12 protein-coding genes, 1 other RNA gene and 1 pseudogene are annotated in these 13,456 nt (G+C 60.4%); 9 read left to right on the top strand and 5 right to left on the bottom strand.

Annotated elements, in window-relative coordinates; genetic code table 11:
• Positions 1–103 precede the first annotated feature (103 nt).
• Positions 104–1,153, bottom strand: a pseudogene (trpS, locus tag ACTQXO_RS03570) (tryptophan--tRNA ligase).
• Between the two features lie 298 nt (positions 1,154–1,451).
• Here trpS and ACTQXO_RS03565 point away from each other — a divergent pair.
• Positions 1,452–1,841, top strand: coding sequence for a hypothetical protein (locus tag ACTQXO_RS03565; protein WP_233543837.1), 390 nt, complete (start codon positions 1,452–1,454; stop codon positions 1,839–1,841).
• An 87-nt stretch (positions 1,842–1,928) separates the two neighbouring features.
• Here ACTQXO_RS03565 and ACTQXO_RS03560 read toward each other — a convergent pair whose 3' ends face one another.
• Entirely contained in the window at positions 1,929–2,687 is a 759-nt protein-coding gene (locus ACTQXO_RS03560; RefSeq protein ID WP_117762867.1) for an HAD family hydrolase, read from the bottom strand.
• Between the two features lie 315 nt (positions 2,688–3,002).
• Between ACTQXO_RS03560 and rpsA the strand changes: the two genes are divergently transcribed.
• The 3 genes from rpsA to ACTQXO_RS03545 all read left to right on the top strand — a co-directional run bounded on the left by rpsA (position 3,003) and on the right by ACTQXO_RS03545 (position 5,866).
• Entirely contained in the window at positions 3,003–4,169 is a 1,167-nt protein-coding gene (gene rpsA / locus ACTQXO_RS03555) for a 30S ribosomal protein S1 (RefSeq protein ID WP_154515317.1), read from the top strand.
• A 342-nt stretch (positions 4,170–4,511) separates the two neighbouring features.
• An RNA gene (rnpB, locus tag ACTQXO_RS03550) (RNase P RNA component class A) lies at positions 4,512–4,873 on the top strand.
• Between the two features lie 354 nt (positions 4,874–5,227).
• A complete protein-coding gene (locus ACTQXO_RS03545; protein WP_434292358.1) occupies positions 5,228–5,866 on the top strand; it encodes a YigZ family protein in 639 nt (212 codons plus the stop codon).
• 67 nt (positions 5,867–5,933) lie between these two features.
• Here ACTQXO_RS03545 and ACTQXO_RS03540 read toward each other — a convergent pair whose 3' ends face one another.
• Positions 5,934–6,380 (bottom strand): C-GCAxxG-C-C family protein, encoded by a 447-nt coding sequence (locus ACTQXO_RS03540; protein ID WP_441545438.1) that lies wholly within the window; start codon positions 6,378–6,380, stop codon positions 5,934–5,936.
• A 230-nt stretch (positions 6,381–6,610) separates the two neighbouring features.
• On the opposite strand from ACTQXO_RS03540, the gene ACTQXO_RS03535 reads away from it, so the two are divergent.
• The 4 genes from ACTQXO_RS03535 to ACTQXO_RS03520 all read left to right on the top strand — a co-directional run bounded on the left by ACTQXO_RS03535 (position 6,611) and on the right by ACTQXO_RS03520 (position 9,424).
• Entirely contained in the window at positions 6,611–7,894 is a 1,284-nt protein-coding gene (locus tag ACTQXO_RS03535) for an O-acetylhomoserine aminocarboxypropyltransferase/cysteine synthase family protein (protein WP_154515323.1), read from the top strand.
• A gap of 141 nt (positions 7,895–8,035) precedes the next feature.
• Positions 8,036–8,323, top strand: coding sequence for a hypothetical protein (locus tag ACTQXO_RS03530; RefSeq protein WP_441545437.1), 288 nt, complete (start codon positions 8,036–8,038; stop codon positions 8,321–8,323).
• 58 nt (positions 8,324–8,381) lie between these two features.
• On the top strand, positions 8,382–8,960 hold the full coding sequence (locus ACTQXO_RS03525) for a xanthine phosphoribosyltransferase (protein WP_427727567.1): 579 nt from the start codon (positions 8,382–8,384) through the stop codon (positions 8,958–8,960).
• Positions 8,961–9,043: 83 nt separating this feature from the next.
• Positions 9,044–9,424 (top strand): peptide chain release factor-like protein, encoded by a 381-nt coding sequence (locus ACTQXO_RS03520; protein WP_441545436.1) that lies wholly within the window; start codon positions 9,044–9,046, stop codon positions 9,422–9,424.
• Positions 9,425–9,511: 87 nt separating this feature from the next.
• On the opposite strand, the gene ACTQXO_RS03515 is transcribed toward ACTQXO_RS03520, so the two are convergent.
• Both ACTQXO_RS03515 and ACTQXO_RS03510 read right to left on the bottom strand, forming a co-directional pair.
• Positions 9,512–10,474 carry a diacylglycerol/lipid kinase family protein gene (locus ACTQXO_RS03515; RefSeq protein ID WP_441545435.1) on the bottom strand — a complete coding sequence of 321 codons (963 nt, stop codon included), beginning with the start codon at positions 10,472–10,474 and terminating at the stop codon, positions 9,512–9,514.
• Between the two features lie 86 nt (positions 10,475–10,560).
• On the bottom strand, positions 10,561–11,982 hold the full coding sequence (locus ACTQXO_RS03510) for a chloride channel protein (RefSeq protein WP_441031841.1): 1,422 nt from the start codon (positions 11,980–11,982) through the stop codon (positions 10,561–10,563).
• A 210-nt stretch (positions 11,983–12,192) separates the two neighbouring features.
• Between ACTQXO_RS03510 and ACTQXO_RS03505 the strand changes: the two genes are divergently transcribed.
• Complete coding sequence (locus tag ACTQXO_RS03505) at positions 12,193–13,455, top strand: molybdopterin molybdotransferase MoeA (protein ID WP_441031839.1); 1,263 nt, start codon at positions 12,193–12,195, stop codon at positions 13,453–13,455.
• Position 13,456 lies beyond the last annotated feature (1 nt).

The raw sequence follows: 13,456 nt of genomic DNA, 5'->3' as shown, positions 1-13,456 counted from the left end.
GCTTATTATCGCCCACCTCGTAAGACCTTGGCTATGTCGAAGGCGTGGACACGTGAAGATGGCCCATTCGCGTGTCGCGGCGCGTTTCCGCGAGCCGGATGGCTTAGTACACCATTCCCATGGCTTCGCGTACCTCGGCGAGCGTGGCCTCGGCGACCTCGTTAGCGCGGCGGTTGCCCTCGTGCAGCACGTCCTTGACGTAGTCCATATCCTGCACGAGCTCCTCGCGGCGCGCGCGGATGGGGGCGAAGTGCTCGTTCACGCTCTCGGTGACGTACTTCTTGAGCGCGCCTGCGCCGCCCATGCCGATCTCCTCGGCGATCTCGACCTCGGAGCGGCCGGTGCAGATGGCGGCGGTGGAGAGCAGGCCGGACACACCGGGACGGGCTTCGGGGTCGAACGTGATCATGCGCTCGCCGTCGGTCTGGCTCTTCTTGATGCGCTTGGCCGTCTCCTCGGCGGTCATGGAGATGTTGATGGCGTTGCCGTAGGACTTGCTCATCTTGCGCCCGTCAAGGCCGGGCAGCAGCGGCGTGTCGGACAGCAGCGCGTCGACCTCGGAGAACACCTTGCCGTAGCGGTTGTTGAACTTGCGTGCGATGGTGCGGGTGAGCTCGATGTGCGGCAGCTGGTCGCGCCCGACCGGCACCACGTTGCCCTTGCAGAACAAGATGTCGCACGCCTGGTGCACGGGGTAGGTGAGCAAAAGGCCGGTGAGCTCATGGCCGCTGGCCTCCATCTCGGCCTTGACGATGGGGTTGCGCTGCAGCAGGGCCTCGGAGACCAGCGACAGGAACGGCAGCATGAGCTGGTTGGCGGCGGGCACGGCGGAGTGCGTGTAGATCATCGTCTTGTCGGGGTCCAGGCCGCAGGCCAGGTAGTCGATGACCATGTTGTAGACGTTGTCCTAGATGTTGTCGGTGCTGTCGCGGTCGGTGATGACCTGGTAGTCGGCGATGAGCACGTTGGTGTGGACGCCCATGTCCTGCAGCTCGACACGGCTCTTGAGCGTGCCGAAGTAGTGGCCGAGGTGCAGGCGGCCGGTGGGGCGGTCGCCGGTGAGCATGGTGTACTTCTCGGGGTGCTGCGGCAGGTCGGCGCGGATCTGGTTGCTGCGCTCGAGGCTGACCTCATAGCTGAGCTCGTTGGGCATGCTGTCTCCTTTTGGGTTGAGTGCCTGGCCGGCATTGTCGGTCTTGGTTGAAGATGAAGCTACCAGAGAAACGGCGTCTCTTGCCGGAATCAACGATGGTTTTCGCCGTGTCGTCCCGCAGGGTCGTTTCCCTTCTTGGGAAGGAGCCCCTCGATATGCTCGAGCCGCTCCTCATGGGCCGCGTGCGCCGCGCGCTCCTCGGCGGCGAAAGCGGGGTCTTCGGGCGTGACGGTCTCATCTCGCTGTCGACTCCGGTACCACCGCGACGGCGCTCCTGAGCCTGCTCGTCGACAAGCCGGTGACTATCTACACCACCAACGGCTATGCATGTCGGTTTACGGGCGAGCTTGCTGCTAAGGTGGTGGTAATTGGCGGCGACTTCAACCCCGTTACCTGCTCGCTCACCGGTCCTATGGTTGAGAGCGCGCTGCGCGAGCTGTACTTTGACCGGGCGTTTATAGGTGTCAACGCGGTGGACGAGGACCGCGGTATCATGACGCCAGGTTATCCCGAGGCTATCAAAAAACGTATCGTGATGCAGAATTCCCAGGCGAGTTACGTACTCGCCGATAGCTCCAAGTTCCACGTGTTTTCAAATGTAAAGGTGTGCGACCTGGAGGGCTTTACTGTTATTTCCGACAGGCGCGACTCCAAAATCGGCGAACGCGTCAAAATGATCACGGCCTAGGACACTGGGGCATCGCTTCTTGCCCTCAAGCCGTTGCCCACGTAACGAAGCGTGGGGCAAACGTGCGCCCCATTCCTGATTTGGGGACTAGCTTAGTTCGTCGGCTATTTGGTGCTCGTAGAAGGCTTCTACTACGGCGTTAAAGTCGCGGGCGAAGTCTTCCATGGTTCCACGCCAGGTGGCTCGGCCGGGCTTTCCTTGGCCCACATAGGCGGTTTGAATGCCGCAGGCGGGGCTGGGGAAATCGCGCTTGGGATCGTTGCCCACCATAAGGACCTCGTGCGGCTCGAGCCCCATGACCTGCAGCTGCTCTAGATAATATGTGGCATCGGGCTTGCAGCGCGTGGCGTTGCCCATGTGCGTTACGAGCTCGAAGGGCGCGTCTGTCAGCTCGCCCCAGCCCATGCGGCACTCGATGGCCCCTTGGGGAAAGCTGGGGTTGGTGAAGAGCGCGCAGCGCAGCCCCGCGTCCTGTACGGCTTGAAGCGCGGCGTGCGCACCCGGCATGGCTTTTGCGTTGATCATGTCATCGTTCTTGTACGGCAGAACTTCGTGATCGTAGTAGGTAAACGCCTCGTAGATAAGTGGGTCCGAGAGGCAAATGCCGCACCGGCGCTCGACCTCGGTCTGGTAAAACTCAAGATTGGTGCGATTGTCCGTGCTGCTGCGGCGATTGGCGTTGAGGTCGACCAGGATGGTGCCGAGGCGCGCCATCGTGCCCCCGCGGCTGCGACGTCCGATATCCGCGAGCATCGACGAGACATCCTTAAAATAGCGAAGGATGAACGCGTTGAGGTTGATGCTAAGAAGCGTCTCGTCCATATCGAAAACGACTGCTTTGAGCACGCGGGCACCTTTCTCGAAAAATCGTTCCAGAATCGTATGTCTGGGATACTTTACCCCAAAGCAGTGTGCCTAGCTGCTCATCGTCAACTTATGGAGACGGTCGTTCACAAGATTGCGAAAAAGTCTCCATACGAGTAAAAAATCGCAGTTCACGCTTGAAATCGAAGTGATTTCCACGTAACCTATACGAACGTGATTGCATAAGCGTCACATTAGTATCTGTCGGCTCCCGAGTGTTCCTAAACGTTGTGTGCTTGTCGCACCCTTCTGTAGGTCCTAGCAATCGGGGCCCCGTAGTTCGAAAGGGGTCCACCTTTGAGTGAGATTCAGAACTCGTCCATTTTCTCTCTTGACGATGTCAACGAGGAGGAGATGAACAACCTCATCGACGGTACGATTACCGACTTTGATGAGGGCGATCTCGTTAACGGTACTGTCGTTAAGATCGAGCATGACGAGGTGCTCGTTGACATCGGATTCAAGTCCGAGGGCGTTATCCCGGTCCGCGAGCTGTCCATCCGCAAGGACGCTAACCCTGCAGACATCGTTGCACTCGGTGATTCCATCGAGGCCCTGGTTCTCCAGAAGGAGGACAAGGACGGTCGTCTGGTCCTTTCCAAGAAGCGTGCCGAGTACGAGCGTGCTTGGAACCGCATCGAGGAGAAGTTCAACTCCGGCGAGAACGTCGAGGGCGAGGTTATCGAGGTTGTCAAGGGCGGCCTGATCCTCGACATCGGCCTGCGTGGCTTCCTGCCCGCTTCCCTCGTCGACCTCCGTCGCGTCAAGGACCTCACCTCCTACATGGGCACCCGCATCGAGGCCCGCGTCATCGAGATGGACCGCAACCGCAACAACGTCGTTCTCTCCCGTCGCGTCGTGCTTGAGGAGTCCCGTAAGGCCGAGCGCTCCGAGATCCTGTCCAAGCTCAAGTCTGGCATGCGTCTCCAGGGCACCGTTTCTTCCATCGTCGACTTCGGCGCCTTCGTCGACCTCGGCGGTATCGACGGCCTCATCCACATCTCCGAGCTCTCCTGGAACCACGTCAACCATCCTTCCGAGGTTGTCAAGGTCGGCCAGGAGGTCGAGGTCGAGGTTCTCGACGTCGATCTCAACCGCGAGCGCATCTCCCTGGGTCTCAAGCAGACCACCGAGGATCCGTGGCGCGCACTGGTCAAGAAGTACCCCGTCGGCGCTATCGTCGAGGGCACTGTGACCAAGCTTGTCCCGTTCGGCGCTTTCGTCGACCTGGGCGAGGGCATCGAGGGCCTGGTGCACATCTCCGAGATGGCCAACAAGCACGTCGACCAGCCTTCTCAGGTCACCCACGTGGGCGACAAGGTTCAGGTCAAGGTCATGGAGATCGACCTCGACCGTCGTCGTATCTCCCTGTCCATGAAGTCTGCTGCTGAGACTCTGGGCGTTGAGATCGAGGTCACCCCGCTGCCTTCCGAGAAGAAGGACGAGGAGACCGACGCCGAGTAAATCGGTTTGACGATCACTTGTTTTAAGGGATCCGTCCGCAATGGACGGGTCCCTTTTTGCATTTGTTGCTGAGGTGCGCGATGCCGCCCGTGTACAATGCCGCCTAGGCTGTTCACGGGCTATTGGGTTGTTGGTGCATGAAAAATGCCGACATCCCGCCTCGGGGAGGAGGCGGGAACGCACCGAGTAGACGGAGGGGTGCGGAGCGCGGTCGCGTCTCGACTGACGACGTTGCCCATCGACGACCCTATTGTACCGCATGGCATGGTTCTTGGTATATCGTGTCGAACGCTTGTGTTGTGCCTTTGCCTGCGGCAACGGTGTGTTACACTCTTGCACTGCTGAGTGGGCCAGACGGTCGCGCGATGTGCTGCTTGCGGCACGCGTGAGGAAAGTCCGGGCTCCAGAGGGCGGGATGCCGGCTAACGGCCGGGCGGAGTGATCCGACGGAAAGCGCCGCAGAAAAGAAGACTCCCACCTGCGCCGCAAGGCGTAAAGGGAAAAGCTGAAACGGTGGTGTAAGAGACCACCAGCGTCGTGGCAACACGGCGGCTTGGCAAGCCCCATCCGGAGCAAGCGCGAATAGGAACGCTATGGGCCGGCCCGGTCCGCGTTCGGGTAGCGTGCGTGGAGCTGCACGGTAACGTGCAGACAAGATAAATGACCGTTCACGACAGAACCCGGCTTATAGGCCCACTCGGCACTTTGTTGACGCTGCGAACCCGTCAGCGCGACAATCTGCCTTTCAAGCCTTCGGGCATGACCATAAGGTCAATGCCCTCGTCTTTCAAGGCACCTTGCTCGCGCTGACGGGTTCTCGCTTTCGTTGACGGAATCATCGGCGGTTCCGTTCTTGGCATCTCGCTGTTTTTGCCTGGTCATCGGCAGCCTCGTTTCTGTTGCAATCTCGTCTTTCAAGGCACCTTGCTCGCGCTGACGGGTTCTCGCTGTTGGTGACGGCCTCATTGGCGTTTCCGCTCTTGTTGGCGAGGACAACGGTGCTGTCTTTGCCGTATTATTGAGCTGTTTGTTGCCGCGCTTAGTTTTGTTGAGGGGCTTTGTTGGACAGCTATTTTACTCTGCAATCGAATATTGAGGCTTCGGGCGAGTTTGTGGACCGCAAGAGCCGGTTTATTGCCCAGCTGGTCCATATTGAGTCCGAGGATGAGGCGAATGCCTTTATCGAGATGGTTCGCAAGCGTCATTACGACGCTCGACATAATGTGCCCGCGTGGATTTTGGTCGATGGACGCGAGCGCCAGAGCGATGATGGTGAGCCGAGCCGCACGAGCGGTATGCCGACGCTCGAGGTGCTGCGCGGTGCGGGGCTCAAAAATGTTTGCTGCGTAGTGACGCGCTATTTTGGCGGCACGCTGTTGGGGCCTGGTGGCTTGGTGCGCGCCTATACCGCGGCGACGCAGGCGGCGGTGGCCTCGGCTCAGGAGTCCGGGCAGATCGTCGAGATGACGAGTGTCGTGCCGGTTGACGTGCATGTGGCCTATCCACAGTATGAGCAGGTGCTTCGCTTGGCCCAGGATTCGGGTGCCAAGGTTTCGGATACCGATTACGCGGATGCCGTGACGATTCATTTGGTGTTTAAGGCGGGGGAGCAGGAGCCGTTTTGCGCTAAGATGCGCGAGCTTATGGCAGGGCGCGAGGAGATTGAGGTCGGCGCTCCCGAGTTTGCGAAGTTCTAACGACGACGGCCGGCGTGCTTTTGGATGAATCCCAAGCGCGCCGGCCGTCGTTTTATGTTGCTGTCGTTTACTCGGCGAGCTGCTTTAGCACATCGCAGGCGATTTCGACGGCATCGTCGATGCAGCCGGGGCAGCTGCGGAGCGGACCCTTGTCCGATCCGATGCCCTTGAGCGTACCGCAGACGGTCGTCGTGTTCTTCTCGCCAAAACGCTTGGCGATTTCGCGCGACAGCTTGTAGGTCTGGCCCTTGGTCTTGGGGTTATCCATGCCGTCGCTCATTACAAAGCCCATGATGGCCACGGCGCCCGAGATAGCGCCGCAGGTCTCGGTCATGCCGCCCATGCCGGCGCCAAAGCCCTCGGTGAGGATAAAGGCGATCTGGGGGTCGAGCCCGACGGCGGGTGCGAGCGTGCAGGCGACGGCCTGTGCGCAGTTAAAGCCACGGGCGTGGTATTCGGCAGCCTGAGCCTGACAGGCGGTGATGTCGAGCTGGGCAGTATCGATTTGCTTCATCGTTGTCTCCTCGGTAACGGTGTACTCGCCTATGGTACCCTTGCCGACGCTTTTGTTCATCGAAAGCCTCATGTATGCCTCATTTTTATCTATCGAATAATTGCCAAGATCTGCGATAAATGCCCCCTGTTGATTTGTCTCATAACCTACCTTGGGGATGGGTTGAGAGGGGTGCGGGGTAGCGGTATCGTGAACCGGATAAAAATGTAACCCAGGCAAGGGAGCTAGATATGAGCGAGCAGACCATCGGTACGACATGTGTTCAGGGCGGCTATCACCCGGGAGATGCGGAGCCGCGCCAGGTGCCCATCTACCAGTCCACCACGTGGAAGTATGACACGTCCGAGCACATGGGCAAGCTGTTTGACCTGGAGGAGTCTGGCTATTTCTACAGCCGTCTGCAGAACCCTACGTGCGATCTGGTTGCCGCCAAGATCTGCGAGATGGAGGGCGGCACCGCTGCGATGCTCACGAGCTCGGGCATGGCTGCGAACTTCCTCGCGATCTTTAACGTGGCCGGCGCCGGCGATCATGTGGTCGCAAGCTCGGCCATCTACGGCGGTACCTACAACCTGCTTGCCCATACCATGGGTCGTATGGGCGTTACCTGTACGTTCGTTGCCCCCGATTGCACCGATGAGGAGCTCGAGGCAGCCTTTGAGCCCAATACCAAGCTCGTCTTTGGCGAGACGATCGCCAACCCCGCCCTTGCCGTGCTCGATATTGAGCGCTTTGCCAAGGCCGCGCATGACCACGGCGTGCCGCTGATGGTCGACAACACCTTCCCGACGCCCGTGATGTGCCGTCCCTTTGAGTGGGGCGCCGATATCGTTACGCACTCCACCACCAAGTACATGGATGGACATGGGGCCTGCCTGGGCGGCGTGATCGTCGACCACGGCCAGTTTGATTGGATGGCCCATGCGGACAAGTTCCCGGGTCTCACCACGCCCGATGAGAGCTACCACGGCGTGACCTATGCCGAGAAGTTCGGTCGCGAGGGCGCCTTCATTACCAAGGCAACCGCTCAGCTCATGCGCGACCTCGGCCCCATGCAGAACCCGCAGGCGGCGTTTTTCCTGAACAGCTCGCTCGAGAGCCTGCATGTGCGCATGCCGCGTCATTGCGAGAACGGCCTGGCTGTTGCCAAGTTCCTGCAGAGCCATCCCAAGGTGCGCTTCGTGAGCTATCCGGGTCTGGAGGGCGACAAGTACTATGACCTAGCTCAAAAGTACATGCCCAACGGCACCTGCGGCGTTGTGAGCTTTGGCTTTAACGGTGGTCGCGCGGCGGCCGAGACCTTTATGAAGAGCCTCAAGCTCGCTCAGATCGCCACGCATGTGGCCGACGCCCGCACTTGCTGCCTGCATCCCGCTAACGCCACGCACCGCCAGATGAACGATGAGGAGCTTATCGCCTGTGGCATCTCCGCCGACATGGTGCGCCTGTCGTGCGGCCTCGAGGACACGGACGATCTGATTGCCGACCTTGAGCAGGCGCTTGAGCAGTGCTAGGCTAGCGTTCGTGCAAGGCGCCGATGCCGGCAGAAAGCTTCGGCGACCTTTAGCTCCGATACCGTAGGCGGGGCCCCAATCGCGACTGTTTGCAGGCGATTGGGGCCCCGTTTTTGTGTTGCGCCACTCGAAAGGATGGATATGGAGAAAACCGCAGAGCAGCTGCGCCGCGAACACATCGCTGTTGAGGGAGACACCCATGGCAAGAACAAATGGGCGATTCTGTTTACGGTGCTCATCATGACGTTTATGGTGTGTCTGGATTCGACCGTCGTGACCGTGGCGCTGCCCGTGATGCAAAAGGGGCCGGGCGTGGGCCTCGATCGCATTCAGCTGGTAAGCTCGGTTTATCTGCTTGCGGCTTGTGCGGCGATGCGGCTTTGTGGTGCGATGCGGCTTGTGGGGCGGGCGGGGGTCGGTCCGTGGTAGACTATCGAACAACGTTTATTAATCGCGCGGTATCGTTGCCGCGAGAAGGGGTTGCGCCATGCAGGAGCTTGAGGACCGTATTCGCCATGACGGCATCGTAAAGGCCGGTAATGTCCTTAAGGTTGATGCTTTCCTCAACCACCAGTGCGACGTTGAGCTGTTTGACCACATGGGCGCCGAGTGGGCCCGTCTGTTCGAGGATGTCGAGATTAACAAGATCCTTACGATCGAGGCTTCGGGCATTGGCATGGCTTGCATTGCAGCCCAGCATTTTGGCGGCGTGCCGGTGGTCTTTGCCAAGAAGGCGCAGTCCATCAACCTCGACGGCGAGCAGTATGCCACGACCATCTATTCCTTTACCAAGCAGAAGGAGTACCCGGTCATCGTTGGCAAGCGCTTCCTGTCCGAGGGCGACAAGGTCCTGATTATCGACGACTTCCTGGCCAACGGATGCGCGCTCGAGGGTCTTATCAAGATCTGCGAGGCTGCGGGTGCCGAGGTGTCAGGCATTGGCATTGCGGTGGAGAAGGGCTTCCAGGGCGGTGGCGATAAGCTCCGCGAGCGCGGCTTCCGTGTTGAGAGCCTGGCCCGTATCGCCGATATGGACTGTGAGAACGGCGAGATCACCTTCGCCTAAGCGCGCAACACAAGCGATTGGTATGCGATGTGACAAAGGGGGTGTCCCTTTGTCACATTTTTTGTATGAGGGGAGGTGTTGATATGGATGAGAACAAGATGGGATGGCGTGAGTATGCGCGCTATGCCGAGATGTCGGTCGAGGAGCTGGCGCGCGATTGCGAGATGCAGGTGTTTCGCGCGACGGGTCCGGGTGGGCAAGGCGTGAACACGACGGACTCGGCGGTGCGCATGAAACATATCCCTACGGGGATTACCGTGACGGCGCGCGAGAGTCGCAGTCAGTTCCAAAATCGTAGCTGCTGTTTGCGTAAGCTACGCGCTGAGCTTGAGCGTCGCGGGCATCCACCGCGTCGACGCGTAAAGACCAAAGTGCCTCAGCGCTCTCGCCAGCGCAGACTTAATGATAAGCACTTCAACGCCATTAAAAAGGCCAACCGCCGCAAGCCGGGCGGGGAGGAGTGATGTTCTCGATAAGTTGCGGTGAAATAGGGGCTGTTTTGCGGCTTTACCTGCATAAACAGTCCCTATTTCACCGCAACTTAGGGGTGGTTAGCGGGTTGGACGCCAGACTTGGAGGGCGCCGGGTAGGATGTCGACTTCGATGCGCGAGGCGATAACAGGTTCGCCGTCGGCCTGGATGGGGTAGTCGGGCTCCTCAAAGGTAAGCTCGGCATGGCGGCAGCGACGCATGCAAACCGGCGGCAACTTGGTATGGTGGCCGTCCTTGGCCGAAAGGAACATGGGAAGCGCGACCGCGCGCGGAACGGGGCCGCAGGCATAGCAAACGTCGAGCATGCCGTCGCACGGGTCGGCGTCGGGACAGATGCGATAGCCCGAGCCATAGGTGGGGCCCAGCTGAATCGCCATGATGATCGCCCTCACGCGCTCGGCGGGCGCGCCGTCAAAGCTGACTGTCATGGGGTAGTTGCGATAGCGCAGGCCAAACTGTTCAAGTCCCGAGAGGGTGTAGAGCGGAGCGCCGGTGAGGCCCGTCTTTTTGCGCAGCTCGGTGGTGCCCAGGCCGATGGCGGCGTCAATACCGACGGAGAGCGTCTGGTCGTAGTACTCAACGGAAGCCTCGCCGCTACCGCTTGCAGGGTTCCATGAGCGAATGCGACCGATGTCCTGACGCTGCAGCTCGCAGGTGAGCAGCGCGCCAAAATCCTTGCCGGAGAAATCTTCTATACCGAGCGTTTGGGCAAAATCGTTGCCGGAACCCACGGGTAGGATGGCAAGAGCGGGGCGGGCGTCCTCCTTTTGTGCCATAAGCCCGTTGAGGACCTCGTGGATCACGCCGTCGCCGCCAAGGGCGATAACGGTGCGATAGCCCTGAGCCTGTGCGGCCAGCTCCTTGGCGTGCCCCATACGCTCGGTCAATACCAGGTCAAACTGGGATGCGCGTGCAGTCATGTCCAAAAAGCGTTGCAGGCGCTCGGCAACTTCGCGCGCCGCACCCGATTGGGCGGCTGGGTTGGCGATGATGAGCGTTCGACCAAATTCAGTTGCGTGCATGGGCGACTCCCGGCGTATGGCGTGACGGTGCGGTCGCGCTCGGGTCGAATTGCCCCCGATTGTGGCTGCACGGCGAATACTTACGTCTACTCTATCAGGTCGTTGTGGCGCTCGATAGCATCTGCTACCGTACCGCCCTCATCCACTATAAGCGAACGGCGTTTGGGTGAGATGATGCGCTGGGCAGGGTACACGCCGCGGTGTCCGCCGGCGAGGTAGCTGATAAAGGCCACGATGACAAAGAACCCGGCGGCCGTGCCGTGGAACAGGTCGATGGCCATCATGCAGGTGGTGATGGGCACGTTAAGGCCGGCACAGAACACGCCGAGCATGCCGAGAGCCGCCAGAAAACTGGGGTCGAGCCCGGTAAGGCAACCGATCCAGCCACCGAGTGCCGCACCGATGCCAAACAGGGGCGTGACCTCGCCGCCTTGGAAACCGGCACCCAGGGTGAGTGCCGTTACGACGAGCTTGATGGCGGCGTCGGCGAGGGTGGTGTTGCCGGCAAACCCGGCGCCCGAAAGCCACGTGGAAAGGCCGGCGTAGTCCCAGGCGTCGAGGAGAGAATAGACAGCCAAAACCACGAGTGCGCCTATAAGTGCGCGAACGAGGTAATTGGTGATAAAGCGACCGTACAGGCTCTTGACGGTTCGAACCGACCAGGCAAAGAGGCGTGCCGTCAGACCGAAGATAATGGCGCTGATAACAACGATAACGACCGTTTTGGGCGTCATGGCGGGAACGCTGGCGATGGCATTCGCTTCGTACTCGGTACCCAGGGCGAGTGATGTAAAGTAGCCGGTAAACGAGGCGACCAGGCAGTAGATCCCTGCGGTGTAGTCGATCTTGCCGATAAAGCACATCTCCATGCCAAAGAAAGCTCCGGCAAGGGGCGAACCGAATACGGCGCCAAAGGCCGACGAGATGCCGGCGAGCATGAGGTCGTGGTGGTCATGCTTTTTGAGGTGGGCGAGGCTTGAGATGTTGCTGGCGATGGTGCCGCCAATCTGCACCGCGGCTCCCTCGCGACCGGCCGATCCGCCCGTTAGGTGCGTGAGCGTGGAGCAGACGAAGGTGAGGACGGCCATGCGCTTATGGATGAGGCGTGTGCCCAGAGCGGAGTCGATGACCAGGTTGTTACCGCGTTTGGCGGCAAGACCGTGGTTTTTGTACACCCATGCGGTGGCAACGCCCACAACGGGAAGCATGGCGTAGATCCACGTATGGTGCTCGCGATAGTCGGTCGCGATATTCAACGAGGCCAAAAACGCCCAAGCGGCAACGCCCATGGCGAGCGAGACGATGACGACGAGTACGAGCAACTTAGCGCTCGCGAGTAGGTTGTGGGCATTGCGGCGCGTGTCGGCAGCCAAGAGATGCTCGGAGCGGGTGAGCTGTTGCCTGCCTGCCATGATGACGTCGTTAAGGGAGAAAAAGCCGTCGTCGTCGAGCGGCTGGGAATGATCCTGCGCCTCGTTTGCGCTTTCGGGTTTGTCGGTAAAAGCCATACGTTCCTCTTTTAGGTTGCAACACGAGCATTATAGAACGTGCCAAACGTGACAAACCGGCAGGTTGGTTTCGGTTCTGTTTCGCGGCTTGCGGCCGACAGGTGTATTCGAGAACGTGGGTCGTTTCGCCGTCGTGCGGCAGGGGATTATACTGAGACAAGCATAAAGAATTGGCGCCCCCGTTGTGCGCTGTGGCATTAAGAGGTGCATATGGCAGAGAAGCTCATTCCGCTGGAGGACGCGCAGTCGATTGTTCTGTCACACGTTGCTCCGACCGATCTCGTCGAGATTCCCGTGTGGCAGGCCGCCGGCCTTCCCTTGGCCGAGGACGCGGTGGCCGATATCGACATTTCGCCGTTTGCTAACAGCGCTATGGACGGATATGCCGTGCGCTCGGCGGACTTGGTGCAGGCATCTGGCGAGGCGCCGGTGACGCTCGACGTTATCGGGCACGAGGCAGCGGGCCATGTCTTTGAGGGTGCAATCGGCGCGGGCGACACGGTTCGTATCATGACGGGCGCGCCGGTGCCCGAAGGTGCCGATGCCGTGGTGAAGTACGAGATCGTCGATGTGCTCGACGGTGACGGCAACGAGGGTTCGCGTGTGAGATTCTCGGCGCCGGCCAAGGTGGGGGAGAACGTTCGATCGGCTGCTGAGGAAGCGCATACTGGCGACGTCGTGATGTACGCTGGAGAGGTTGTGGCTCCGGCGGGCGCCGGCTTGCTGGCGAGCGCCGGGTATGCGAGCGTGAAGGTGCATGCCGCGCCGCGCGTGGGCATTATCTCGCTGGGGACGGAACTGGTCGCACCGAGTAACGTGCCGGCGCGCGGGCAGATTCGCGACTCCAACTCGTCGGCGTTGATGGCCGAGGCGCTCGATGCAGGAGCCGAGCCCGTGTTCTACGGCATTGCGCCCGATGATGAGCAGGCGATTGCCGAGCTGGTGCATCGTGCCGCGCAGGAGTGCGATTTTGTCATTACGAGTGGTGGCGCCTCTGCGGGTGATTACGACTATGTGACGGCGCTCGTTCGGCGCGAGGGCGAGGTGCTGTTCGACCGCATCTCGATGCGTCCCGGCAAGGCCATCACGTTTGGCCTGCTGGGGGGCAAGCCATATTTGGGACTTTCGGGCAATCCCGCGGCGGCGTATGTGGGCTTTGAGATGCTCGCCCGCCCGGCGATCCGCAAGATGCGCGGCTTTGCCGAGGGCGTGCGTCCCGTGCAGCAGGCGAAGCTCACACACGGCGTGAAGAAGCGACAGCATCGCCGTTTCTTCGATCGTGCCACGGTTTTGCGCGACCCCGAGACCGGTGAGCTGTTGGTGACCGAGGCCAAGACGCAGAATTCGGCGCTGCTCGGCACGATGCAGCGGGCCAACTGCCTGCTGCGTATTGACGAAGGCTCGTGTGACCTCAAGGCGGGCGACGTCGTGGATGTCGTGCGTGTCGACTTGCCTGAGGGCACGGTGCTATAGG

The organism is Collinsella sp. LCP19S3_D5 (assembly GCF_052121415.1).
Lineage (GTDB): Bacteria > Actinomycetota > Coriobacteriia > Coriobacteriales > Coriobacteriaceae > Collinsella.
This window is presented reverse-complemented; position numbering and strand designations above follow the sequence as displayed.

Coding starts and splice junctions, on each gene's coding strand:
- ACTQXO_RS03540 (WP_441545438.1), bottom strand. CDS start 6,380: ATGAAGCAAATCGATACTGCCCAGCTCGACATCACCGCCTGTCAGGCT.
- ACTQXO_RS03535 (WP_154515323.1), top strand. CDS start 6,611: ATGAGCGAGCAGACCATCGGTACGACATGTGTTCAGGGCGGCTATCAC.
- ACTQXO_RS03530 (WP_441545437.1), top strand. CDS start 8,036: ATGGAGAAAACCGCAGAGCAGCTGCGCCGCGAACACATCGCTGTTGAG.
- ACTQXO_RS03525 (WP_427727567.1), top strand. CDS start 8,382: ATGCAGGAGCTTGAGGACCGTATTCGCCATGACGGCATCGTAAAGGCC.
- ACTQXO_RS03520 (WP_441545436.1), top strand. CDS start 9,044: ATGGATGAGAACAAGATGGGATGGCGTGAGTATGCGCGCTATGCCGAG.
- ACTQXO_RS03515 (WP_441545435.1), bottom strand. CDS start 10,474: ATGCACGCAACTGAATTTGGTCGAACGCTCATCATCGCCAACCCAGCC.
- ACTQXO_RS03510 (WP_441031841.1), bottom strand. CDS start 11,982: ATGGCTTTTACCGACAAACCCGAAAGCGCAAACGAGGCGCAGGATCAT.
- ACTQXO_RS03505 (WP_441031839.1), top strand. CDS start 12,193: ATGGCAGAGAAGCTCATTCCGCTGGAGGACGCGCAGTCGATTGTTCTG.